General features: G+C 57.5%; 19 protein-coding genes. 18 read left to right on the forward strand and 1 reads right to left on the reverse strand.

The genetic code is table 11. The features are described 5' to 3' along the window. Positions 1-49: 49 nt before the first annotated feature. The 3 genes from selA to OLX77_RS06985 are packed head-to-tail and all read left to right on the forward strand — an operon-like array spanning position 50 to position 4343. Positions 50-1489: an L-seryl-tRNA(Sec) selenium transferase gene (gene selA, locus OLX77_RS06975; RefSeq protein WP_307632878.1), complete on the forward strand. Its 1440-nt coding sequence runs from the start codon at positions 50-52 to the stop codon at positions 1487-1489. Then, positions 1486-3618, forward strand: coding sequence for a tetratricopeptide repeat-containing diguanylate cyclase (locus OLX77_RS06980; RefSeq protein ID WP_307632879.1), 2133 nt, complete (start codon positions 1486-1488; stop codon positions 3616-3618). Before selA ends, OLX77_RS06980 begins: the two co-directional genes overlap by 4 nt. 41 nt (positions 3619-3659) lie before the next feature. After that, positions 3660-4343, forward strand: coding sequence for an LOG family protein (locus OLX77_RS06985; RefSeq protein WP_307632880.1), 684 nt, complete (start codon positions 3660-3662; stop codon positions 4341-4343). A gap of 103 nt (positions 4344-4446) precedes the next feature. Here the strand turns inward: OLX77_RS06985 and typA are convergent, their stop codons facing one another. Continuing rightward, positions 4447-6231, reverse strand: coding sequence for a translational GTPase TypA (gene typA / locus OLX77_RS06990; RefSeq protein ID WP_307632881.1), 1785 nt, complete (start codon positions 6229-6231; stop codon positions 4447-4449). 435 nt (positions 6232-6666) lie between these two features. On the opposite strand from typA, the gene mraZ reads away from it, so the two are divergent. The 15 genes from mraZ to ftsZ all read left to right on the forward strand — a co-directional run bounded on the left by mraZ (position 6667) and on the right by ftsZ (position 23340). Further along, positions 6667-7143 (forward strand): division/cell wall cluster transcriptional repressor MraZ, encoded by a 477-nt coding sequence (mraZ, locus tag OLX77_RS06995; protein WP_307632882.1) that lies wholly within the window; start codon positions 6667-6669, stop codon positions 7141-7143. 6 nt (positions 7144-7149) lie between these two features. Continuing rightward, a complete protein-coding gene (gene rsmH / locus OLX77_RS07000) occupies positions 7150-8037 on the forward strand; it encodes a 16S rRNA (cytosine(1402)-N(4))-methyltransferase RsmH (RefSeq protein WP_307632883.1) in 888 nt (295 codons plus the stop codon). A gap of 88 nt (positions 8038-8125) precedes the next feature. Next, positions 8126-8383, forward strand: coding sequence for a hypothetical protein (locus tag OLX77_RS07005; protein ID WP_307632884.1), 258 nt, complete (start codon positions 8126-8128; stop codon positions 8381-8383). Positions 8384-8391: 8 nt separating this feature from the next. Further along, entirely contained in the window at positions 8392-10392 is a 2001-nt protein-coding gene (locus OLX77_RS07010) for a penicillin-binding transpeptidase domain-containing protein (protein ID WP_307632885.1), read from the forward strand. Between the two features lie 22 nt (positions 10393-10414). Then, positions 10415-12010 carry a UDP-N-acetylmuramoyl-L-alanyl-D-glutamate--2,6-diaminopimelate ligase gene (locus OLX77_RS07015; protein ID WP_307632886.1) on the forward strand — a complete coding sequence of 532 codons (1596 nt, stop codon included), beginning with the start codon at positions 10415-10417 and terminating at the stop codon, positions 12008-12010. Between the two features lie 133 nt (positions 12011-12143). Next, positions 12144-13553, forward strand: a complete 1410-nt coding sequence (locus tag OLX77_RS07020; RefSeq protein WP_307632887.1) for a UDP-N-acetylmuramoyl-tripeptide--D-alanyl-D-alanine ligase — start codon at positions 12144-12146, stop codon at positions 13551-13553. 12 nt (positions 13554-13565) lie between these two features. Continuing rightward, positions 13566-14645 carry a phospho-N-acetylmuramoyl-pentapeptide-transferase gene (gene mraY / locus OLX77_RS07025; RefSeq protein WP_307632888.1) on the forward strand — a complete coding sequence of 360 codons (1080 nt, stop codon included), beginning with the start codon at positions 13566-13568 and terminating at the stop codon, positions 14643-14645. Positions 14646-14666: 21 nt separating this feature from the next. Beyond that, positions 14667-16094, forward strand: coding sequence for a UDP-N-acetylmuramoyl-L-alanine--D-glutamate ligase (murD, locus tag OLX77_RS07030; protein ID WP_307632889.1), 1428 nt, complete (start codon positions 14667-14669; stop codon positions 16092-16094). Positions 16095-16239: 145 nt separating this feature from the next. Then, entirely contained in the window at positions 16240-16365 is a 126-nt protein-coding gene (locus OLX77_RS07035) for a hypothetical protein (protein ID WP_307632890.1), read from the forward strand. A gap of 20 nt (positions 16366-16385) precedes the next feature. Continuing rightward, complete coding sequence (gene murG, locus OLX77_RS07040) at positions 16386-17462, forward strand: undecaprenyldiphospho-muramoylpentapeptide beta-N-acetylglucosaminyltransferase (RefSeq protein WP_307632891.1); 1077 nt, start codon at positions 16386-16388, stop codon at positions 17460-17462. 27 nt (positions 17463-17489) lie between these two features. Next, on the forward strand, positions 17490-18881 hold the full coding sequence (gene murC, locus OLX77_RS07045; protein WP_307632892.1) for a UDP-N-acetylmuramate--L-alanine ligase: 1392 nt from the start codon (positions 17490-17492) through the stop codon (positions 18879-18881). Continuing rightward, positions 18868-19869, forward strand: a complete 1002-nt coding sequence (murB, locus tag OLX77_RS07050) for a UDP-N-acetylmuramate dehydrogenase (RefSeq protein WP_307632893.1) — start codon at positions 18868-18870, stop codon at positions 19867-19869. The genes murC and murB overlap by 14 nt, the downstream gene beginning before the upstream one ends. A gap of 32 nt (positions 19870-19901) precedes the next feature. Then, positions 19902-20720 (forward strand): cell division protein FtsQ/DivIB, encoded by an 819-nt coding sequence (locus tag OLX77_RS07055; protein ID WP_307632894.1) that lies wholly within the window; start codon positions 19902-19904, stop codon positions 20718-20720. Between the two features lie 150 nt (positions 20721-20870). Further along, on the forward strand, positions 20871-22103 hold the full coding sequence (gene ftsA, locus OLX77_RS07060) for a cell division protein FtsA (protein ID WP_307632895.1): 1233 nt from the start codon (positions 20871-20873) through the stop codon (positions 22101-22103). Between the two features lie 67 nt (positions 22104-22170). Next, a complete protein-coding gene (gene ftsZ, locus OLX77_RS07065) occupies positions 22171-23340 on the forward strand; it encodes a cell division protein FtsZ (RefSeq protein WP_307632896.1) in 1170 nt (389 codons plus the stop codon). The last annotated feature ends 99 nt before the right edge of the window (positions 23341-23439 follow it).

Raw genomic sequence — 23439 nt, forward strand, 5'->3', positions numbered from 1 at the left:
AGTGAAACCGCGGTTTCTTCTTTCGTTTTCTGTCTGCACTGGGGAGTAAATGGCCACAAAATTCGAGTCCGCCGGAAAACCGGCAGCTTCCACCCAACGGTTGCTTCAGGCTATTCCCAAAGTTGACGAATTTCTAGGCTGGCTGGACCCGGCTCTTGATGCGCCAGCTTTTCTGGTGAAAAGCACGGTGCGGCAGTTACTGGAGTCGCTCCGGCAGGAGATCCTCAAGGGCGGAGCGATCAAGCCCGCTGATCTGAGCCAGGCAGCCCTGCTGCCCCGCTTGCACAAGCTGCTTGCAGCCAGGCTCCGTCCCAATTTCCGCACCGTGATCAACGGCACCGGCGTGGTGATCCATACCAACCTCGGCCGCTCCCTGCTGCCCGAGGTGGCCATGGAGAGCCTGTTGGCCGTGGGCAGCCGTTATTCCAATTTGGAGCTTGATCTGGCCACCGGCAAACGGGGCAGCCGCTACAGTCTGGTGGAGGAGATCCTCTGCGAGCTGACCGGGGCGGAGGCCGGGTTGGTGGTCAACAACAATGCCGCCGCGGTGATGCTGGTGCTGGACACCCTGGCCAAGGAGCGCGAGGTCATCGTCTCCCGTGGCCAGCTGGTGGAGATCGGCGGCTCCTTCCGGATCCCCGAGGTGATGAGCCGCACCGGGGCCAAGCTGGTGGAGGTGGGCGCCACCAACCGCACCCATCTCCGCGATTATGAAAATGCGATCAGCGAGGAAACCGCCCTGCTCCTCAAGGTGCACACCAGCAACTACCGGATGATCGGCTTTACCTCCGAGGTTCCGCTTACTGAGCTGGTCACGCTGGCTGGTAAGCACACCCTGCCGGTGATGGAGGATCTGGGCAGCGGCTGTCTCCTGGATCTTTCCCGCTTCGGCTTGCGCAAGGAGCCCACGGTCGGCGAGGTGGTCCGGGCCGGGGTCGATGTGGTGACCTTCAGCGGCGACAAGCTGCTGGGCGGCCCCCAGGCCGGGATCATTTTGGGCAAGAAAGAGATCATCGCCCAGATCAAGCAAAACCCCATGACCCGGGCGCTGCGTATCGACAAATTCACCCTGGCCGGGCTGGAGGCGGTGCTGCGGCTCTATTTCGATGAAGAACAGGCCATTGCCGCCATCCCCACCCTGGCCATGCTGGCCATGCCCTTGGCGGTCATCGACCGGAAGGCCAAGCGCTTGCGCCGCTTGATCGGTAAGGAGCTTGGCTCGGTCTGCAAGGTGGAGCTGAAGAATATTACCTCCATGGTGGGCGGCGGCTCGCTGCCGGAACAGCCCCTGCCCAGCCGGGCGGTGGCCCTTGCTCCCCTGGACCGGAGTGTCAATGAATTGGAAAAGGGCTTGCGGGAGTTGTCCCTGCCGGTGCTCGGCCGCATCGAGGACGACTGGCTGCTCCTTGATTTGCGTACCGTGGCGGACAAGGAAATCCCGCTGTTGGCCAACTGTTTGAAAGAAGTTTTCGAGGCGAAGAATACATGACCATCCCCCTCCTGTTTGTGGCCGGGCCTCTGATCCCTGCCGATCTGCACCGCTTTTCCACCCTGTTCACCAAGACCGCTTTTGATTTTTTCCCCTGTGAGAGCGCGGAGCTGATCCCCTTGGGCGAAGGGGAGGGCAAGCCGCCGGTCGAGCTGAAGGCGGGCCTCAAGCTGATTCGTGACAACCATCTGCCCGTGGTTGATCCGGAGCGAGAGGAGCTGCTCTTGCCCATCTGGGGCGGGGAAACACTCTGCGGGCTGTTGGTGGTCCGGGGCGGGGAGTCCCAGCTCTACGGGATGCCCCTGGTCTGGCTTGACGAGCAGAGCCATATCATCTCCCGGGAATTTTATCTGCTCAAGCAGAGCTGCCAGGATCCGGGTACCGGTTTGGTGAACGGCTTCCATCTTCGCGGTGAGCTTGAGGCTTTGCTGCAGGAAGCGGCGGAAGCCGGAGCACTCGTGGTCCCGGCCACCCTTGCCCTGCTTGAGGTGTATCCGCGCACCCGCGATGCCGACCGGAGTCTCCGCTATATCGTGCGGGCCGGCAGCTGTCTGGCCTCCATGCTCGGCGAGGATATGCATCTCCACCATCTCGGCGCCGGGATTTTCGGTCTGCTCTGGTATGGCTTGGACATGGAACAGGCCCGCCAGATGGGAGATTCGCTGCTCCTGCGGCTTAAGCGGGAAAATTTTGTCACGGCCCGTCTCGGCATCACCACCGTTACGCCCCATGATCCCGAGGAGAGCGGGGCCCCGGAACAACTTCTCGAGCAGGCGTGGCAGGCCCTGCGCACCGCCCGTTTGCGGGGGCCTTTCTCTCTCTGCGGCCATGTCACCGCCCGGGATATTGAATTGCACCCCTTTCGGAAAACCTCGGAATCGGTGCTCAGGAAATTGCGCGCGCTCTATCGCGGGAAAAACAGGTTCTCCCTGGTCTTGGTCCGCATGGATCAGGAGCCGGCCAGCAACCATTTCTCCAAACGGCTCAGAACCCTGGTCGGCCAGGATCAGGGGTTGGTGCTGGTCAGCCAGCGGGAGGCGTTTCTCTTCCTCGATGGGCTCGATGGCGAGGCGGCCCGAGCCTGGCTCAAGGAGTTCCGCGACAAGATGGAGGGTATCGGCGGCAGCTCCTTTTCCATGGGGGTGGCGACCTTTCCCTTTCACGACTTTAAAAAATCGGACTTGCCCCTGAACTGCCGGAAGGCGTTGCAACATGCCACCTTTTTCGGCCCGGATTCCCTGGCGGTTTTTGATGCGGTCAGCCTCAATATCAGCGGCGATATCTATTATAACGAAGGCGATCTGGTCAAGGCCCTTGGCGAATACCGGCAAGGTCTGCTGCTTGAGCCGGGCAATGTGAACATCCTCAACAGCATGGGGGTTGCCAACATCCAGCTCAATCGGCCCAAGGGGGCTCGGGCCTGTTTCCAAAAGGCGCTTGGGGTTGCGCCGGAAAATTGCATGGCCCTGTTCAATCTGGGTTTTATCTATCTGGAAGACGGGGAACCTACAGAGGCGCTGGCGCTCTGGGAAAGGGCGCTGGCTGTAGACGGCGACCAGCCCGATCTCTTGCAGCATCTTGGCATGCTCTATTGCCGGCAGGGACGATATGGAGAGGGGCGTGCGGCCTTGGAGGGTTGTGAGAAGCTGATGCGGAAGAAGTCTTCCTTGGGCGGAGAGCCCATGGTGGTGGCGCGCTGGCTTGGACGGGCCTGCGAGGCCTTGGGGGACAATGGTTCGGCCATTGCTGCCTACCAGCGTGCGGTGAGCGGCAATCCCAGGGACGCCGGTTCGTTGAGCAGGCTTGGCCACCTCTATGCCGTGGAAAAACAGGGGCAGGATATCGCCCTTGCCCTGTGTGGTCAGGCGGTTGAACTGGACGGGGGCAAGGCAGACCACTGGTATCGCTTTGCTCAGGTGCAGGAGATGAGCCAGGATCAGGAGGGGGCAATGCAGTCCCTGAGCGAATGTTTGCGCCTGGACCCGCGTCAGGCCAAAGCAGCATTGTTGCTGGGTCGGATCTTCGTGCAGCAGGGCAAGCCTGCCAAGGCCAGGAAGCTCTATAAGAAGGTGTTGCGGTACTCCCCGGAGTTTGGTCCGGCGCAAGAGGCGTTGGCAGCTCTTTCCTGAACCATGTTGTGTGCAGACAAGCTCTGTACAGGAGATCAAAGATGAGAGTGACCAAGGCTGGGGTTGTCGATGAGCGGCAACAGTATTCGCTGGATAGTTTTCAGGTCGGGGATTCCTGGCGGTTGTTTCGGATCATGAGTGAGTTTGTCGAGGGTTTTGATACCCTGGCCAGCATCGGGAGGCCTGCGGTGTCGATCTTTGGTTCTGCTAGAACCAGCCCGGATAACCGGTACTATCAACTGGCCGAACAGATCGCCCAGGATCTGGCCATGGCCGGGTACGGGATCATCACCGGTGGCGGTCCCGGGATCATGGCGGCAGCCAACAAAGGGGCGGCCATGGCTGAAGGACTTTCCATCGGCCTCAACATCAACCTGCCCTTTGAGCAGGAGCCCAACCCCTTTACCAATGTGCCGCTCAGCTTCAAGTATTTCTTCGTGCGCAAGGTGATGTTCATCAAGTATTCCATGGCTTTTATCGGCATGCCCGGCGGTTTTGGCACCATGGACGAGCTGTTCGAGTCCTTGACCCTGATCCAGACCAGGCGGGTCAAGCGCTTTCCGGTCATTCTGGTGGGCTCTGATTACTGGGGCGGGTTGGTGGATTGGATCAAGGAACGGCTGTTGGCGGAAAATTATATCAGCGAGGACGATCTCCTCTATTTTCAGGTCATGGATGACCCGGATGAGGTGGTGAAATACATCAAGCGCACCGTGGTGCTGTAAGCGGGTTGTTGCTGAGAAAAACATAAAAAAAGGCCCTGTCCGAAGAATATCCGGGCAGGGCCTTTTTTGTGGTTCAGGATAAGGAAGGGAGGGTGCGCCCTTCTTATTTAACGTTCAGCGATCTCTTCCGCAACCGGATGGTCTTGGGGGTCACTTCCACCAGTTCGTCATCATTAATATAGGCGATACAGTCTTCCAGGCTCATCTGCACCGGCGGGACCAGAACCACGTTTTCATCGGAGCCCGAAGCACGCATGTTGGTGAGCTTCTTGCCCTTGGCCGGATTGACCACCATGTCCTGGTTCCGGGCATTCTCGCCGATGATCTGGCCGGCATAGATCCTGTTGCCCGGGCCGAGGAACAACCGGCCACGATCCTGGAGGTTGAAAAGGGCGTAGGCCACGGTAGTGCATGTATCCATGCTGATGAGGACCCCGTTGACCCGGTTGATGATGTCTCCGGCATAGGGACCATACTCGGCAAAAACGTAGTTCATCATGCCCAATCCCTTGGTGGCGGTCATGAATTCCGAGCGGTAGCCCAGCAAGCCGCGGGTGGGAATCTTGTAGACCAGCCGGTTCATGCCGTTTGCTTGGGTCATTTCCTGCATCTGTCCTTTGAGCATCCCCAGCCGTTCGATTACCGCGCCAGCGTACTGTTCGTCCACGTCAATGGTCAGCTCTTCGTAAGGCTCGAGGGTGACGCTGCCTTCTTGTTTCATGATGACCTGGGGGCGGGTGACCTGGAGCTCGAAGCCCTCGCGGCGCATCTTTTCGATGAGGATGGAAAGATGCAGCTCGCCCCGGCCGGCAACGACATAGCCGACGCCTTCCGTCATGGGTTCTACCCGGAGGGCCACGTCGGCAAGGGTCTCTTTCCGGAGTCGGTCTTCGATATGACGGGAGGTGACGAATTTTCCATCCAACCCAGCAAACGGGGAGTCGTTGGGGATGAAATTCATCGAGATGGTCGGCGGATCGATCTCGATCAGAGGCATGGGCATGGGGTTGTCTGCGTCGGTGAAAGTCACGCCAACGGTAACGTCATCCATACCTGCAACGGCAACTAGCTCGCCAACCCCCGCGGAATCGGTGGCCACTTTTTGGTCGGACTCGAAGCGGAAGATCTTGGTGAGCCGTGCCGAGTGGATGCTGCCGTCGCGCTTGACCACGGCAATGGGTTTGTTGATGCTCAGGGTGCCGTTTGTTACTTTGCCGATGCCCAAGCGCCCAAGATAGGGGGAGTGGTCCAGAGAGCTGACCTGCATCTGCAAGGGGGCATTTTGGTCGCCTGATGGCGGGGGTACATGCGCGGCGATCAGCTCGGAGATCGGCACCATATCGGTGGATTCATCGGCGAGGTGATGCTTGGCGTAGCCCTGTTTGGCAGAGGCATAGACCACCGGGAAATCCAGGAGGTGGTCCGGGGCTTCAAGTTTGACAAAGAGGTCGAAGACCTGGTCAACCACCCACTCGCAGCGGGCCGCCGGCTTGTCGATCTTGTTGATCACCACAATGATGCGCAACCCTGCGGCCAGCGCCTTTTTCAAAACAAAATAGGTTTGGGGCATGGGGCCTTCCTGGGCGTCCACCAAAAGAAGGCAGCCGTCCGCCATGCGCAGGACCCGTTCCACCTGACCGCCGAAATCGGCGTGTCCGGGGGTATCAATAATGTTGATCCAGTAATCCTTGAAGCAATATGAGCCATTCTTGGCGGTGATGGTAATACCGCGTTCCTTTTCCAGGTCCATGGAGTCCATGAGGCGTTCGGCTACTTCCTGATTTTCCCGGAACATGCCGCTTTGCTGGAACAGTTGGTCGACCAGGGTGGTTTTTCCGTGGTCAACGTGGGCAATAATGGCGACGTTTCTGATTTTACTTTGATCCATAACTTTTTGACTTCCCATGAAAAAGGGTTCGTCCCCGGTTGGGGAAAAAAAGAGGCATCTTAAATGAAAGTTGGGGGAAAGGCAAGGAAAAACCAAAAAATCAGCAAGATAAAGAGGTGAAGCGTGTCGCGCCATGGTCTCGGCGGGAAGGGAGCTTGCTCCTGGGAAAAATCCGGTTTGTGGTGAAAATTCACCCCACCGTGCCCCACAAAAAAATATTTGATTGGGTGGAATATGGGGAATCTTTCCACTGAATACTTTCTGTGGTGTTTTGCTGTCAAGTTGTGTCCATATGTAGTGTTTTTAAGGCTTTGATTAAGGGGAAAGAATAAGCTGTTCCGCTTGTTTTTTCCTTGACACTGATCGTTCATTTTCACTATAAGGGTACATAAAGTGGTGTAAAGTGGGTAATCGGGGAGTAACAGGGGGCTGCGTGTGGTTGAAGGGAGTGTGAAGAATCCAGTCTGTCGTTTCCGCAGTCGCTCCGAGCATGTCCTCGACGCGAAAGGCAGGCTGAATATCGCGACCAGGTTCCGCGAGTCCTTGCGCAATCAGGGCGATGAACGGCTCATGGTCATTCCCTGGCACAACTGCATTCGGGCCTACCCGCTGCCGCAGTGGGAAGAGCTGGAGGCGGCCCTTTTGGCGCAAGGCCAGAAAAGCCCTGAAACAGTCAAGTTGATTCGGTACATGATCGGCGGCGCAGAGGAATGCGCCCTGGACAAGCAGGGGAGAATACTGCTTCCTGCAACCTTGCGGGAAGATTGCGGCATCAAGAAGGAAATCGTAGCGAACGGCATGATTACCTATTTTGAAATCTGGGATAAGGAAGTTTGGGCGGCTGAAAACAAACCGACCGCCCAGAATTTCCAGAATTTCGAGCAGGTTCTTCAGGAATTGGGGCTGTTCTGATCCGGTATGCAGCCATCTCATCTCCCGGTCATGCTCGAGGAAGTGGTCACCTGTCTGGCCCCGAAGGATGGAGGTCTGTATGTTGACGGCAATCTGGGGTTGGGTGGCCATACGGAAGGAATTCTTGAGGCCTGCGGTCCCACCGGGCAGGTTGTGGGGTTTGACTGGGATGCTGCGGCTCTGACCCTGGCACAGGAACGGCTGGCCCGCTTTGCAGGCCGTGTTCGCTTTGTGCATGAAAATTTCACCTCGATAAAGGAGACCCTGATGGAGCTTGGCATTGGCACAATTGATGGCCTGCTGCTCGATCTGGGTCTTTCTTCGTTGCAGCTGGACGGAAGTGGTCGCGGTTTCAGTTTTAAAGGCAGCGAGCCGCTTGATATGCGGATGGACCAGCGTCAGGCCACCACGGCGGCCGAGTTGGTCAACGAGGCCTCCGAGGAAGAGCTGGCCGACATTTTTTTCTACTATGGCGAAGAGCGCCAGGCGAGAAGGATCGCCGAGCAAATTGTCGCAGAGCGTCGGAAAGAGAAGATTGTTACCACCGATCAGCTTGTCGCTCTAGTGGCGCATGCCATTCCCAAGCGTTTCCATCCCCCCAAAATTCATGTGGCCACCAAGGTGTTTCAGGCGTTGCGCATCGCCGTAAACCGGGAGCTTGACAGTCTTGAGCAGATACTGGCCGATGGCGCTACCCTGCTTGCGCCCGGGGCCAGATTTTGCGTCATCTCCTTCCATTCCCTGGAAGATCGGTTGGTGAAACAGGCCTTTCGCGAAAATCCCCTCCTCGAGGTCGTGACCGCCAAGCCCATTATCCCCAGTCGTGCTGAATGCGTGCGTAATCCCCGAGCCAGAAGTGCCAAGCTGCGGGTTGCCGCACGAGGAAGAACCTGAGATGCGGGATTATGCGAATAAATACTCCGGCGGGGGTAGCAAAAGGCAACATGTAACCGGGCGCCGGGGCAACGGTTCGGATCGGCAGGTGCCTTTCAAAATTATAGGGGTGGTGGCGGTTGTCGCCATGTTGTTGGGGGTCGCCAGCAGCCTCTGGTTTGGCGTGGCTTTGCAAGACAACCTTGGCCGACTCGCGAAAAACAAACAGGAAGGAACCGAACTCATGGCTGCCAATGCGGCGCTCTCCGCGGAAAAGGAAGCGCTGCTGCAGCAGGGGAAGATAGAAGCTGCGGCGGCAAGGCTGGGATTGTTCCCGCCGTCTGACAAGCAGAAGAGAAGGCCATAGGCCCCGGGATGAAGAAACGGGCAATGGAGGGGAAAGACCGAAAACCGGCCATGGTGGGCGGTTTTTTTCTCTTGTTGGCCCTGGTCTTTGTCGCGGTGGCCATTAAAAGTCAGTTTTTTGAGGGAAGCGGACAACCGGAGCAGAGCGAAGGGCCAAAGGACGAACAGGCCAGCGTCGTACGGGGCGGCGGGAGAAGAAATATCTATGATCGGAACTTCATGGAACTGGCCGTGAGTTTTCAGCGGAGTTCTCTCTATGCTCGCCCCTTGGAGCTTGAAGCGCCCGAGGAAGTTGCCCGTGAGGTTGCAAAAATTCTTGGACTGGATGAGAAAAATATTCTCTCGGCCCTGAAGGGGGAAAGAAGTTTTGCCTGGTTGGGCAGGGATCTTTCCCGCGAGAAAGCGGTGAAAATCGCGGATCTCAACCTGAAGGGGGTCTACCGCATCAACCAGGTGCAGCGGTTTTACCCGGGAAATCAGCTTGGCGCCCATGTCATCGGTTTTATTAAGGATGAACAGGGGTTGGCCGGGGTCGAGTTTTACTATGACAGTGTCCTGCGGGGCGGCGGCGTATACGACCAAAGACTTGCGGCGGCAGGGGTGAGCCGGAAAATCGCCGAGGGGAGTGACAGCGCCAGCCTTATCCTGACTCTCGATATTCATCTCCAGAATGTTCTTGAGCAAAAGCTGAAAACTCTGGTGCAAAATACCGGGGCCAAGGGTGGGGTGGCGGTGCTCATGGTCCCGGATACCGGGGAGATTATCGGCTTGGCAAGTTTGCCGGATTATGACCCCAATCGCTTTTGGGAATTCCGGGCTGAGGCGCGCAGAAATAGGGCCATTGAAGATGTCCTTGACCTTGGCGCCATGGACCGGCTCTTCCAGGCGGCGGCGGTCATGGAGAAGAGGATTGGTCAGAAAAAAAACGTGCTGGCGGAAGACGAGCCGGCTCCCGAGATGGAAGCGGTCCAGCGGAGTGTCTGGAACGAGGTGCAGGGCGGCAGGTATATTTCTCTGGAAGGGGTTGGCTTTGGCCAGACCGTGTTGGGGCGTGATGAGTATAACGCCTTTGCGGACAGAATCGGTCTGACCGTCAAGGGGGAAGTGGATTTGCCCGAGGCGCTGTTTACCGTAAAGGATATCCCTGGAGGGGTAACGAACAAGAAGGACGAAGGGGTTGGTGAGGAAAGCTCTCCGGATCCGAGCAAAACCATGGTCCCGCATCCCGATAAAGATTCTGTCGCAACAGCAACCCCTCTGGCGTTGCTGTCGGCATTTTGCCGGTTGATCAACGGAGGCCAGGTGATGACACCCCATGTGCTCCGCGCTGTCTGGCAGGATGAGCAGGTGTGGGATGTCCCGGTCCGGCAGGGAATAGGCGAGTTTGCTGTGCCGGCCCAGGTAAGCGCGAATATGCGCAACGAAATGAAAAAGGCAGCAGGGGCCGGGCGGGGGAATTTTCTCATCGAATCGCTGCTGCAAAAAAATAGTGCGGTATCAAGCGAGGCGCAGTCAGCCGGGGACGGGGGCGAAAATACGGTTGCAGGGAAGGCGGTGATGGAAAGTATTCTCTTGGGGATGGCCCCGTTGGAACATCCGGAAATAGCCATGATCGTTGTCCTTGAGGACGCCCGTCTCGACCTGCAGTCCAGATCGCCGGTTCGGGATCTGGCCGAAGAAATGATGCCCCAGGCGAGAGCGGCGTTGCAGAATCAGGTAAAGCCGCCCAGCGCCAAGGAGTTGGCGGTGCGGGAAGGCGGCTATTACAAAAAAATGGAAATGATTCAGGCGAAATCCACCCTGCCCGCTGCCTTGGGCCAGGGTCCGCAGGGGCTTGTCATGCCGGATGTTCGGGGCTTAAGCGGGCGCAAGGCGATGCAGATTTTGCAGCCTTATGGGGTAAGATTGCAGATTACCGGCTCAGGACAGGTGGCAAGTCAATATCCGCTTGCAGGCTCAGCCTTGCGGGGTGTGGAAGAGTGTGTGCTGAATCTTAAGGCGATGCAGTAAGGGAAGAAACCGGGTACTGGACATGGGAAAAAATAAGAACCTTGCCGCAGTATCTCTGAGGAAACTGGCCGAGGAGCTGGAAAACGTGAACCTGGACAGGCTGGAGGATAAAGCGATACGCAGCATCACCGCCGACTCCCGACAGGTCGGGGAGGGTTCCTTGTTTGTCGCAATTCCGGGGCTGACGGTGGATGGCCATGATTATCTGGATGTTGCCGTAAAGAAAGGGTGCGCGGCCGTGCTGGTTGGCAAGGGCCGGTGCCGCGGCTGGAAGCATGCCAAGGTTGCCTGTCTGGAGCAGAGCGATCCGGCAAAAGCCCTTGGCCAGTTGGCGGCAAGGTTTCATGGCCATCCCGCTCGCCGGATGTGTATGGTCGGAATTACCGGCACCAATGGCAAGACAACGACAACCTATCTCCTGGAGTCGATGATCCGCGAGGCAGGGGGCAATCCCGGGGTGATCGGCACCGTGAACTATCGCTATAATGCGGTGGAGATCCCTGCCCCCTTCACCACCCCTGATCCAGTGAGCCTGCAACGGATCCTGGCGGAGATGGCGGAAAACGGGGTGACCCATGTGCTCATGGAGACCTCCTCCCATGCCTTGGAGCAAAAAAGGGTGGCCGGCCTCCGCTTCGATGTGGCGCTTTTTACCAATCTGAGCCGGGATCACCTTGATTTTCACGGGGATATGGAGAGCTATTTCGCCAGTAAAAAAATGCTTTTTACCGAGTACCTGAAAGAGGATGGCAAGGCGGTGGTCTTCTGTGATGACCGCGATGAAACCGGGACGGATTGGGGGCATCGGTTGCTGGCAGAACTGCAGGCAGACAAAGCGCTGGGGTACACGGGGAAAAAGGGGCGGGTTCTGTTAGATTGTGGTTTTTCAGGAACCAAGGTGGCTGTGCAAGAGGCCCGGGAGAGTCTGGGCGGCACCGTAGCCAGTTTGGCAACCCCGGTTGGCGAGCTGCAGGTCCGTTCCGATCTGGTTGGCACCTTTAACCTGAAAAATCTCCTCGGTGCGGTCGGGGTGGGTGTGGCCCTGCGGATTTCCCCAGATGAGATTGTTGCCGGTCTGGCCCACGCCCAGCACGCGCCCGGACGATTGGAAAGGGTTCCCGCTCCCCCGGGAGTGAGCGTTTTTGTTGATTTTGCCCATTCACCGGATGCGCTGGCCAATGTGCTCCAGACCATGCGCCGCCTCACCAAGGGACGGTTGCTCGTTATTTTCGGCTGCGGCGGCGACCGCGACCGGGGGAAGCGCCCCCTGATGGGCAAGGTTGCCGGATCGCTGGCCGATGTGGTGGTGCTCACCTCGGATAATCCGCGGAGTGAAAACCCCGCTGCCATCCTGCGGGATATTGAGGCGGGGCTTTTGGAAATCGCCCTGCCGCGCATGCGGCTTGAGGCGCTTCTTACGCGGGAAGCACAGCAGGGTTACGATATTGTGCCCTCCCGGAGAGAGGCGATCCGGGAAACCATCCGTCATGCCCGGTCCGGAGATGTGGTGTTGTTGTGCGGCAAAGGACACGAGACCTACCAAATAACTCCGGAGGGGAGATTTTTTTTCGATGACAGGCTTGAAGCTGCGGCCCAGGCGGCAGTGATCAACTGGTAATGTTCGAAAAAGGTTGGCAGGTTTTTTTAAAACAGGGGGGAGCGTGATGGAACTGGCAGCGGTACGCAAGACAGGGGCATGCACGATGAACACCGGAAGAAGAGAAAATAAATCCGAGGCAGGTGTTGGCTCCATGCAGAATCCAATCTGGACGCTCTCCCAGGTTCTTTTGGCAACGGGAGGGAGGTTTCTCGCCGGCAGAACCGAGGCCGGTTTTCGGCGGGTCTGCACGGACAGCCGGGCTGTTGAGCCGGGGGATCTTTTTGTCGCCCTGCGCGGGGAAACCTTTGACGGCCATGCCTATCTTGCCCAGGCGGTGGAGAAAGGGGCCGCCGGGTTGCTGGTGGAAACGATGCCCGAGAAGATGCCGCCGGTGCCGGTGGTCTTGGTAGCGGACACCCTCCGGGCTCTCGGGGATCTGGCCGCCTACCGGCGATCCCTGATGCCGGATCTGCAGGTGGTGGCAATGACCGGCAGCTGTGGCAAGACCACGGTCAAGGAGATGATCGCCGCGATTCTGGAAAGGGAATACAACGTCTTGAAGACGAAGGGAAATTTTAATAATCTGATCGGTCTGCCCCTTTCTCTTTTGCCTGTGGAATTGCACCATGATTTTGCCGTATTGGAAATGGGCATGAATCAGCCCGGCGAGATAGCCCGCCTCACCGAGATTGCCGACCCGGATATCGCCTGCATCACCAATGTTCAGGATGCCCATTTGGCCGGATTGAGTGATATCAACGGGGTAGCCAGGGCCAAGGGCGAGCTCTTTGCCGGCATCAAGGCCTGGGGCAAGCTGGTGGTAAATATTGACGACAAAAGAGTCCGGGGCATCGCCCGGCGCTGCAGTCAGAAAAAAATTACCTTTGGCCGCAGTCCTAAGGCGGATATCCGCGGTCTGCGCTTGCGCAGCCTTGGGGAGCGCGGCATGGCCTTTACCCTGAAGATCGGCAGTAACGTGGGTCGGGTGAATATCCGGGGTCTTGGCGCCCATAATGTGCAGAACGCCTTGGCCGCAGCGGGCATGGCCCATGCGGCGGGGGTGAAATTTAAGGATATCGTGGCCGGGCTGGAGAGTTTCGCCCCCTTTGAAAAACGGCTCCAGGTGCAGAAGCTTTCCGGCGGAATCAGGCTGGTGAACGACGCGTACAACGCCAATCCCTCCTCGGTGCTGGCCGCCCTTGACACATTGCGTCAGATGGACCGCACCCATAAAAAAGTGGTCATCCTCGGGGACATGCTGGAACTCGGGGCACAGAGTGTTGCCTCGCATCAAGACATTGGCAAACAGGTGGCGCGGCTTGGCTTCGACGGACTGCTGGTGGTCGGCGACTTTGCCGAAACCTTGGTGAGCGCGGCCTGGAAAGCGGGGATGAGCAAGAAGAAAGCCATGTTTTTTGCCAAAAAAGAACAGATCACGGACTGGCTGCGTGAGAGCATTGATGCGGGCTTCCTGCGCCCCGGGGATTGGGTGCTGGTCAAAGGCTCGCGCGGGATGCGGATGGAAACAATAACCCACGATCTGCTTGAGAAGCAGGGCTAAGGATAAGAAACCATGCTCTACCATTTTCTCTATCCGCTCCATGCCTATTTCAGCGCGCTGAATGTTTTTCGCTATATCACCTTTCGCGCCATCGGAGCAACGCTGACCGCTTTTCTGATTCTGTTGCTGGTTGGCAACAGATTCATCAAAGCGCTGCAGAAAAACCAGATCGGTCAGGTGGTGCGGGACGACGGCCCGGCAAGCCACTTCAGCAAGCGGGGAGTGCCCACCATGGGAGGGGTGCTCATTCTTTTTGCCGTAACCGTGACCACCCTGCTCTGGGTCGATCTGGCAAACAGTTTTGTCTGGATCATCCTCGGGGTGACCCTCTGGTTCGGAGCAATCGGCGCCTATGACGACTACTGCAAGATTAAAAAACAGAACAGCAAGGGGTTGAGTGCCCGGGGGAAGATATTCTGGCAGATCCTCGGCGCCTCCATAGCCGGGTTGCTCATCTATTTTGATCCGAATTTTGACGGACACCTGAGCTTTCCCTTTTTAAAGAATATACAGCCCGACCTGGGCACCTATTATGTGTTGTTCGCCATTCTTGTGGTGGTCGGCGCCTCGAACGCGGTGAATCTCACCGATGGCCTCGATGGCTTGGCAACCGGGCCTACGGTGGTGACGAGCAGTGTGTATTTGCTCTTTTCCTACCTGGCCGGACATGCCGGTTTGGCGGCATATCTGCAAATCCCCTATGTGCCTGGGGCAGGCGAGGTTGCCATCTTCTGCGGCGCCCTGGTTGGCGCCAGCCTTGGCTTTCTCTGGTTCAATGCCTACCCGGCCCAGATCTTCATGGGAGATGTGGGCTCCCTCTCCATGGGGGCAGCGCTCGGCATGGTGGCGATCATCATCAAGCAGGAGATGCTCCTCTGTATTGTCGGGGGAGTTTTTGTCATGGAGGCGGTTTCGGTCATTCTCCAGGTGGGTTTTTTCAAGATGACCGGCGGCAAGAGGATCTTTCTCATGGCCCCGTTTCATCATCATTTTGAAAAGAAGGGGTGGACAGAGCCAAAGGTTGTGGTCCGATTCTGGATCATCTCCATCGTCCTGGGCTTGACTGCCTTGGCAACCTTGAAGCTGCGTTAGAACAAACAGGCGGAAAAGGCAATGATGCACTGGAATCTCAAGGAAATACTGAAACCCGGAGCCCATGTAGTGGTGGTGGGCTTGGGCAAGTCAGGTGTTTCCGCGGTGCGATTCCTGCTCAAGCTTGGCGTGAAAATATCGGTTTCAGAGGGTGGCCGTCAGGAGAACCTTGAAGGAGACTTGGTTCGGTGGCTGAAGGAGAAAAGAGTTTTTGTAGAAACTGGCGGCCATACCTCTGAGCTTTTAACTTCGGCGGACTGTATTTTGGTAAGCCCTGGCGTACCGCTGGGCATCGCACCCCTTGCAGCGGCAAGGAAAAAAGGGATCCCTGTTTTGGGCGAGCTGGCTCTGGCCAAGGATTTTCTCAAGGTGCCGGTGGTGGCGGTGACCGGTACCAACGGCAAAAGCACGGTGACGAGCCTGATCGGCGATCTCCTCACCGGCAGCGGGAAAAAGGTTTTTGTCGGCGGCAATATCGGGGTTCCCCTGGCCGAGTATCTGGCCGGCCCCCAGGAGTGTGAGGCGGTGGTCCTTGAGGTGAGCAGCTTCCAGCTGGACAGCGGTGGTGAGTTTCGGCCCCAGGTGGGGGTGTTGCTCAATATCAGCCCGGACCATTTGGATCGCTACGATTCTTACGAAGCGTATATCGATTCGAAAATGTCGCTCTTTAAAAACCAGGCGCCCGGAGATGTCTCGGTCTTGAATGGCGACGATTCAGCAATCGCTGCGTGGTTGGCTGCAGAGGGTGCACAGAAAAGCCCTTGGCCGATTCGAGGAGAAATCAGGCAATACCGGAGTGGATGTACGAGCGGGATAGCCGCGTGCCTTAAGGGAACCAAGGTGCTGCTTGCTTCCGCAGAAGCTCCGGACAAGTTGGCTGAAGAATACGAGTTGTCGGGTACCCACCTTGCCCAGGCACCAAATACGGAAAATGCCATGGCGGCGATCCTTGCCGCCCGGGCCATGGGGTGCAGCCCGATAGCCATCCAGAACAGCCTGGCTGGTTTTACCCCCCTGCCGCACCGGTTGGCCCTGGTGGCGGAGATTGCGGGTGTCACCTATTATGACGACTCCAAGGGGACCAATGTCGGCGCTGTCTATTCCGCCCTGGCAGGCATGAAGCAACCGGTGGTCCTCATCGCCGGCGGCCGGGAGAAGGGTGGCGGCTACGAGATGCTGATTCCGTTGGTGCAGGAAAAGGTCCGAGGGATGGTTTTAATCGGCGAGGCACGGGAGGCAATGGCCAAGGCTTTTGCTCAGAGCACCCGGATTGATTTTGCCGAATCAATGGATGAGGCGGTACGAAAGGCGGGAAGTATGGCGGAGAAGGGAGATGCGGTTCTTTTATCTCCGGCCTGTGCAAGTTTTGACATGTTCAGAAGTTACAGCCATCGGGGCGAGATGTTTGCCCAGGCGGTAGGCAGGTTGGGGCGGCAGGACGCACAATAGGAGTGCTTGACGGAAAAAGTCCGGACGGTTTTGTGTCTGAGGGGGCACGGCTGGGGCGGCAAAAGGCGAGGACGGGATAATGCAGACAGTGTGCTGTGTGTGCCAGAAAACCAAGAGCCAAACAGGATGGATACAGGAGCAGCTGGTGAGTAAGGGAAGTCGGGTTTCCCATGGATATTGCCCGGACTGTTTTGATCGGACCATGGAGCGGGCCCAAGGGTGGTTGTTGGCGAGAAGTGCGGGAAATCGGGGCTTGGCCCTGGGACGGTAAGGAATAAGAGAGGAATGTTGATGCGGATGATCGTGACCGGAGGAGGAACAGGAGGGCATCTTTTTCCCGGCATTGCCGTGGCCGAAGAGATGTTGCGCCGTTTTCCCGAGGGCAAGATCCTTTTTGTCAGCACGGATCGCGCCATTGACAATAAGGCCCTGGCCGGACGTTCCTTTGCGAAAAAGGCGATTGCCTGCCTGCCCATAAAGGGAAAGTCTCTCTGGGGAACCATCAGGAGCGTGGCCCAGCTGCCCATCAGCCTGTGGCAGGCCTTGCGGATTGTGGGTGGATTCAAACCCCAGCTTGTTTTAGGGGTGGGCGGGTATGTGACTGGGCCGGTAGTGTTGGCGGCACACCTCATGGGAGTGAAAACCTGTATCCACGAGCAGAATTCTATTCCGGGCATGGCCAACAGGATGCTTGGAAAAATCGTTGACCAGGTATATATTTCCATCCCCGGCTCCGAGGATTTTTTCCCCAAGGGAAAGAGTGTGCTGACCGGGAATCCGGTGCGGGCTGAGTTGCTGGCAACGGCTGCTCAGAAGAAGGAGCAGGGGGCAGAAAAAACGGTCCTGGTTTTGGGGGGCAGTCAGGGTGCGCACCGGGTCAATGCCTTGATGGTGGAGGCCTTAACCGCGCACCAGTCTGGTGAGTCCGTTCGGGTGCACCACCAGACGGGAAACAGCGACGAAGCATGGGTGCGCAAGGCGTACGAAGAGGCAGGGGTTCCAGCCCAGGTCTCTGCCTTTATCACCGAGATGGCTGTGGCGTACCGGGACGCGGATCTTGTAGTCTCCCGGGCCGGGGCAACAACCCTGGCGGAGCTGGCGGTACTGGGCAAGCCGGCTATTTTGATTCCCTATCCGTATGCCGCGGATGACCACCAGACGACCAACGCGGCGTATCTGGTACGGGGCGGGGCCGCCGTGATGTTTCAAGAGCGGGATCTCGATGGCTCAAAGCTGCGCGAGACGATACTGGGTCTGCTGGACGATGGCTCTCGGTTGCAGGGGATGGCAACGCAGATGCGGCAATACGGTCGGCCGGAAGCGACCGACGCCATTGTGGAAAAAAGCATGGAGTTGTTGGCCGCCTGAGCGGTCGAGGGTTGAGGATACCATTGCATGTATAAGAAAACACAACATATCCATTTCGTGGGCATCGGCGGCATAGGCATGAGCGGCATCGCCGAACTGCTCCTGAATCTCGGCTATGTCGTGAGCGGTTCGGATCTGCGGGAGAGCGAGATCACCAAGCGTCTGGCCGGGCTGGGAGGCACGGTACACGTCGGCCATCAAGGGCAATGGATTGCCGGCGCCGACGTGGTGGTGACCTCCTCGGCGGTACGGGAAAACAACCCGGAAGTGCAAGCGGCCCGTGGTGCGCATATCCCGGTCATCCCAAGGGCGGAGATGCTGGCGGAACTGATGCGCTTGAAGAAATACGGGATCGGCGTGGCGGGCAGTCATGGGAAAACCACCACCACTTCCATGCTCGGCTGGCTAATGGCTGAGGCAGGCCTTGATCCCACGGTGGTGATCGGCGGCAAGGTCAACAGCCTGGGCACCAACGCAAAATTGGGGGAGGGGGAGTTCCTGGTTGCCGAAGCGGATGAGTCCGACGGCTCCTTCTTGAAATTGTCCCCGGTCCTTGAGATCGTAACCAATATCGATTTGGAACATCTGGACCATTATCGGGATATTGAGGAGATCAAGGCCGCCTTCTTGGAATTCATCGAGAAGCTCCCTTTTTATGGGGCGGCGATTGTCTGCCTGGATGATGTTAATGTTGCTTCGATCCTTCCGCAGATCAGGAAACGGGTGATCACCTACGGATTGACCAGTCAGGCCGAGGTACATGCCAGAGCAGTAACGGCACAGGGCTTGACCTCGGTTTTTGAAGTCTGCCGGAATGCGGAGGTGTTGGGGGAGATAACCCTCAATGTTCCCGGCCAGCATAATGTTTATAACGCCTTGGCCGCCATCACCGTGGCCCTGGAGCTGGATATCCCCTTTCCCGTGATCCAGCAGGCGCTGAAAACCTTCAGCGGCGTCCAGCGGCGGTTGCAGATCAAGGGTGAGGTGAATGGGGTCATGGTTATTGATGATTATGGCCATCATCCCACCGAGATCAGGGCGACCTTGGCGGCGATGCGTTCGGCCTGGCCGAGAAAGCGGCTCATCGTCATGTTTCAGCCCCATCGCTACACGCGCACAGCCGGGTTGTTCAAGGAATTCAGCACCGCCTTCCATGAGGCGGATGTCCTGTTGCTCACGGAAATATATGCGGCCAGCGAAACCCCCATCGAGGGAGTCAGCGGGGCGGCGCTCTTGCAGGAGATCAAACTGCACGGGCAGAAGAACGCTCATTTTGTCGCGGATGTCGGCTCTCTGCCGCGCACGGTTTTGGGCATGGTGGAACCCGACGATATCGTCTTGACGCTGGGTGCCGGCAATATCTATCAGGTTGGCGAGGAACTCTTAGAGAAACTGGAGCAGGGCCATGGTGCCTGCTAGAGCCTGCAACCTGCATGGCAGGCCAGACGGGGTGGTTCTGCCTGTAACGGGACCGAGGAAGATGCAAAAAGGGATGGACAAGGGGTGGCCGGAGCAACTGCGTACCCTCTGGCCAGGCGAGATCGAATGGGACAGTCCCATGGCCCGTTGGTGCACCCTGCAGGTGGGCGGCCCGGCCAAGGCCATCGCCATGCCGGCCAGCCGGGAAGAATTGCAAAGCCTTATCGCGCTGTTGGCCCGACTCGGGGTAAGTTGGCGGGTTATCGGCCGGGGCAGCAACCTCCTTGTCTCGGATGCGGGCTATGATGGGGTCATTGTAATGCTGGGCCGGAAGTTCGCGGCCATTTCCCAGCACCCCGGGGAAAAAGCCGGGGAGAGACGGGTGCGGGTTGAGGCAGGATGCAGCCTGATGAAGTTGGTCAACTGGTGTGCTCGCCAGGGATTGCAGGGTTTGGAATTTGCCGCAGGCATTCCGGGCTCGGTGGGTGGCGCAGTGGTTATGAATGCCGGGGCCTGGGGCATGGAGATGGGTGAGACGCTCTTCTCGGTTTCCTTCTTGCGCGAGTCCGGGGAGATTGTGGACAGAGAAAAAGAGGCTCTGCTCTTTTCGTACCGCCATTTGGAGACAGAGGGGATGATTGTTGTGGCGGCGGAGTTTTTATTGCAGGCTGGGGATCGGCAGCTCATTGAGAGGAAATGTGCTCAGTTGATGCGGGAGCGGAAAGAAAAGCAGCCGCAGGGTTTGGCCAATGCCGGGTCGTTTTTTAAGAACCCCGCAGGGTTGCCTGCCGCCGGCAAGCTTATTCAAGACGCTGGACTCAAAGGGGTTTGCCTCGGTGGCGCGCAAGTTTCCGAGGTGCATGCGAATTTTCTCGTGAATACCGGGACTGCCACACCCCAGGATTTTCTCGGTTTGATGCGGCTTGTTCAGGAAAAGGTTGCAGAGCGGTTCGGTGTCTGGCTGGAGCCGGAAGTACATATTCTTTAAGCGGTTTGGGCAAAAAAGGGGCAAAAACGATTTTGCGAAAGGGAAAGCCCATACAGCAGCGCTACGGGAGCAGCAAGAAAAGCCGCACCCTGGACCTGAAGAAAAAACTGGCCATTTTGGTGGTTGGTTTGCTGCTGCTGGTAGCAGGTTTTGCTGTGGTTGGCTTTATCGTTTATAAAGCCATGGGGCGGGCGGATTTTTTCCAGATCACCGCCACCAATATTCAGGGCTGCCGGAGGACCACTAAGAACCTCATTCTGGAAATGAGCGGAGTGGATGTGTACAGCAATCTCCTGGCGCTCGATATCAAGAGGGTGAAGTCCGGGATTGAGGCCCATGAATGGGTCGAATCGGTGGAGATCGAAAGGGACTGGCCCAACCGTTTGACCATTGTTGTTAAGGAACGACTGCCGGTGGCCATTGCCAGCCTTGATAACGGGCTGTTCTATCTTGATCAGAAAGGAGTGGCCTTTGCCAAGGTATTGCCGCCCGAGGACATGGATTATCCCATCATCTCCGGGTTGAAAAGGGATGAATGGCCGCGGAACCTCAAGGATTCACCATTGGGGGAGGCCCTGCAGCTCATTAAATATGCGGGCCAGGGGAGTTCCATTCTGCCAAAGCAGAATATCTCTCAGTTGCATGTGGACGGGGATGAAAATATCATCCTCTATCTGGTGGACCGGCCGTTTCCGATCCATCTGGGAGCAGGCAATGTCGGGACCAAATATTACTGGCTGACCAAGGTGCTGTACAAATTGTACAAGAGCAAGGAATTTGACAAAGCCGCCTATGTGAGAATGGACTATGGGCGGAACCAAGTTCTGGTAGGTTTTGACGAAGAAGGATGAGCTGAAAACGTTTCTCCCGACATGCTCGCATCGGGGGATGGATAGGTGTCCAGCGGAAAGAACCAGCGGACACGAGCAAAGAAGCAACGGTTTGGCTTGTGATAACCGTCGGTGGCGTGACTTGTTCCGGGATCGACTAAAGGTGAATAAATGGCACATGAAGAACGTGGCGATCTGATTGTCGGGCTGGATATCGGCACCACCAAGATATGCGTGGTGGTTGGGGAGGTCCATGATAACCGCCTTGATATTATCGGCATTGGCCGGCACCCCTCGGTGGGCTTACGGCGCGGGGTGGTGGTCAATATCGAGAGCACCGTCCATTCCATCAGGCAGGCAGTGGAAGAGGCGGAGCGGATGGCGGGCTGCGAGATCGGCTCCGTGTATGTGGGCATCGCCGGCAGTCACATCAAGAGCTTCAACAGCCACGGTCTGATCGCCATCAAGCATAACGAGATCCGGCAGGACGACATCGACAGGGTGGTGGATGCGGCCCGGGCCGTACCCATCCCGCCGGACCAGGAAGTGATCCATGTGCTCCCGCAGGAGTTCATGGTGGACGGACAGGCGGATATCCAGGATCCCCTCGGCATGACCGGCGTCCGTCTCGAATCCGATGTGCATATCGTGACCGGTTCGGCAACCGCGGTGCACAACATTGTCAAATGTTGCAACCGGGCCGGACTTGAGGTGACGGATGTGGTCCTCGAACCCTTGGCCTCGGCAGGCGCGGTCCTGACCCGGGAAGAAATGGAATTGGGGGTGGGGTTGCTGGACATCGGCGGCGGCACTGCCGATTTGGCGATCTTTGCCGATGGGACGATCAAGCATACCTTTGTTCTTGGGCTGGGCGGACAGAATCTCACCAACGATCTCTCCATAGGGCTGCGTACTCCGCAGAAAGAGGCGGAAAGGCTGAAGGAGGAGTTCGGGAGTGCCTTGGCCTCGCTGATCGACAAGGATCAGGTCATCGAGGTGCCCAGTGTGGGGGGGAGAAAGAATCGGAAGCTTTCCCGGCGGGTCATGGGAGAGATTCTCGAGCCCCGGGTTGAGGAGATGCTTACCCTCATCAATCAGGAACTGTTGGATTCCAAGTACAAGGAAATGGTCAACGCCGGTATGGTGCTGACCGGCGGGTCCTGCCTGCTGGCCAACATGGAAGAGCTGGCGGAACAGATCTTTGATCTGCCGGTGCGCATCGGCCGGCCGGAAAATATCGGCGGGGTGGTGGATGTGGTGGGGACACCGCAGTGGGCAACCGGCGTTGGTCTGGTTGTCTACGGTATGAAGAATGGACCGGGGGAGAGATTCAAACGGCCCAAGGGTGGAATAGTAGGGAGAGTCACCGGTCGGATGAAAGACTGGTTTAAGGGAATAGTATAAAAACGCTCATCAGGCGCCAGGCGATGTAGGGGAGTAGGTCAATGACCTTGAACAGGGAGAGCAGGATATGACTTTTAAATTCGCGGAAACAGAGTCACGGGCAAAGATCAAGGTTTTTGGCGTTGGCGGCGGTGGGGGCAATGCGGTCAACACCATGGTGGACAGCAAGATCCTCGGGGTGGAGTTCATCGCCGGCAACACCGATATCCAGGACTTGGAGAAATCCAAGGCCGATGTCCAGGTGCAGCTTGGCAAGAGTGTCGCCAAGGGACTGGGGGCCGGAGCCAACCCTGAAAGAGGCAGGGAGGCGGCGGAGGAGTCCATCGATGAAATCAGAAAGCAGTTGAAGGACTGCGACATGGTTTTTATCACCGCCGGCTTGGGTGGCGGAACCGGGACCGGGGCCGCGCCGGTTATCGCGAGAATTGCCAAGGAACTTGGGGCCCTCACCGTGGCGGTCGTTACCAAGCCCTTTGCTTTCGAGGGCAGAGCCCGGATGAAAAATGCCGAGCTTGGCTGGAAGAATCTCAAAGAACATGTGGACACCATCATCACCATTCCCAATGACCGCTTGATTTCCATGAGCCAGAAGGGGACCCGCTTCATCGACGGGATGAAGATGGCGGACGATGTTCTGGTGCAGGCGGTGAAAGGCATTACCGATCTGATCAACCTGCCCGGCTATATCAACCCGGATTTTGCCGATGTGCGTGCCATCATGAACGAGATGGGGCAGGCGCTCATGGGTTCAGGCTATGGGGTGGGTGAAAACCGGGCCGTTGAGGCGGTGAACATGGCGATCAACAGCCCGCTTTTGCAGGACATCAGTATCGATGGCGCCAAGGGGGTTTTGGTCAATATCTCGGCCAGCCGGGAGACCTTGACCATGCCGGAGGTGACCGAGGCAACCACCAAGATCTACCAGGAGGTGCATGAGGACGCCAATATTATTCTGGGCGTGATCTTTGACGAGAATCTGGGAGACGAGTTGCAGGTAACGGTTATTGCCACCGGTATCCGCGATACCGTGGAAGAGATCGAGGAGTTGCCGGACAAGGTGCAGCTCATGCCGAAAAAACGGGAGCCCGCCGCACAGCAGCTGCCGTTCAGAAAAGGGGAGCAGGGCATGGCTGCGGGCCGCGCTGTGGCCAACGGTATGCAGAGATCCTATGCCAACAATATTTTAAACGAGCAGGACTACGACCGGCCGACCTTTTTGCGCCGGAATGAAAGCTGATCGCCTTGTGAATAAGAAAAAACACAGAGTTGTTTAGAAAATGGTGGTAACGCGCAGGCTGTTGCCATCATTGTTGTACTGCCAATAAAAAGCGGATAG

It is taken from the genome of Thiovibrio frasassiensis (assembly GCF_029607905.1).
Classification (GTDB): Bacteria; Desulfobacterota; Desulfobulbia; order Desulfobulbales; family Desulfurivibrionaceae; genus Thiovibrio; species Thiovibrio frasassiensis.

Bases quoted from the DNA above. Each gene is read 5' to 3' on its own strand.
- murB (WP_307632893.1), top strand. From the start codon at position 18,868: ATGGTGCCTGCTAGAGCCTGCAACCTGCATGGCAGGCCAGACGGGGTG.
- OLX77_RS06980 (WP_307632879.1), top strand. From the start codon at position 1,486: ATGACCATCCCCCTCCTGTTTGTGGCCGGGCCTCTGATCCCTGCCGAT.
- selA (WP_307632878.1), top strand. From the start codon at position 50: ATGGCCACAAAATTCGAGTCCGCCGGAAAACCGGCAGCTTCCACCCAA.
- OLX77_RS07015 (WP_307632886.1), top strand. From the start codon at position 10,415: ATGGGAAAAAATAAGAACCTTGCCGCAGTATCTCTGAGGAAACTGGCC.
- mraY (WP_307632888.1), top strand. From the start codon at position 13,566: ATGCTCTACCATTTTCTCTATCCGCTCCATGCCTATTTCAGCGCGCTG.
- rsmH (WP_307632883.1), top strand. From the start codon at position 7,150: ATGCAGCCATCTCATCTCCCGGTCATGCTCGAGGAAGTGGTCACCTGT.
- OLX77_RS07010 (WP_307632885.1), top strand. From the start codon at position 8,392: ATGAAGAAACGGGCAATGGAGGGGAAAGACCGAAAACCGGCCATGGTG.
- murC (WP_307632892.1), top strand. From the start codon at position 17,490: ATGTATAAGAAAACACAACATATCCATTTCGTGGGCATCGGCGGCATA.
- ftsA (WP_307632895.1), top strand. From the start codon at position 20,871: ATGGCACATGAAGAACGTGGCGATCTGATTGTCGGGCTGGATATCGGC.
- murG (WP_307632891.1), top strand. From the start codon at position 16,386: ATGCGGATGATCGTGACCGGAGGAGGAACAGGAGGGCATCTTTTTCCC.
- murD (WP_307632889.1), top strand. From the start codon at position 14,667: ATGATGCACTGGAATCTCAAGGAAATACTGAAACCCGGAGCCCATGTA.
- OLX77_RS07020 (WP_307632887.1), top strand. From the start codon at position 12,144: ATGCAGAATCCAATCTGGACGCTCTCCCAGGTTCTTTTGGCAACGGGA.
- ftsZ (WP_307632896.1), top strand. From the start codon at position 22,171: ATGACTTTTAAATTCGCGGAAACAGAGTCACGGGCAAAGATCAAGGTT.
- typA (WP_307632881.1), bottom strand. From the start codon at position 6,231: ATGGATCAAAGTAAAATCAGAAACGTCGCCATTATTGCCCACGTTGAC.
- OLX77_RS06985 (WP_307632880.1), top strand. From the start codon at position 3,660: ATGAGAGTGACCAAGGCTGGGGTTGTCGATGAGCGGCAACAGTATTCG.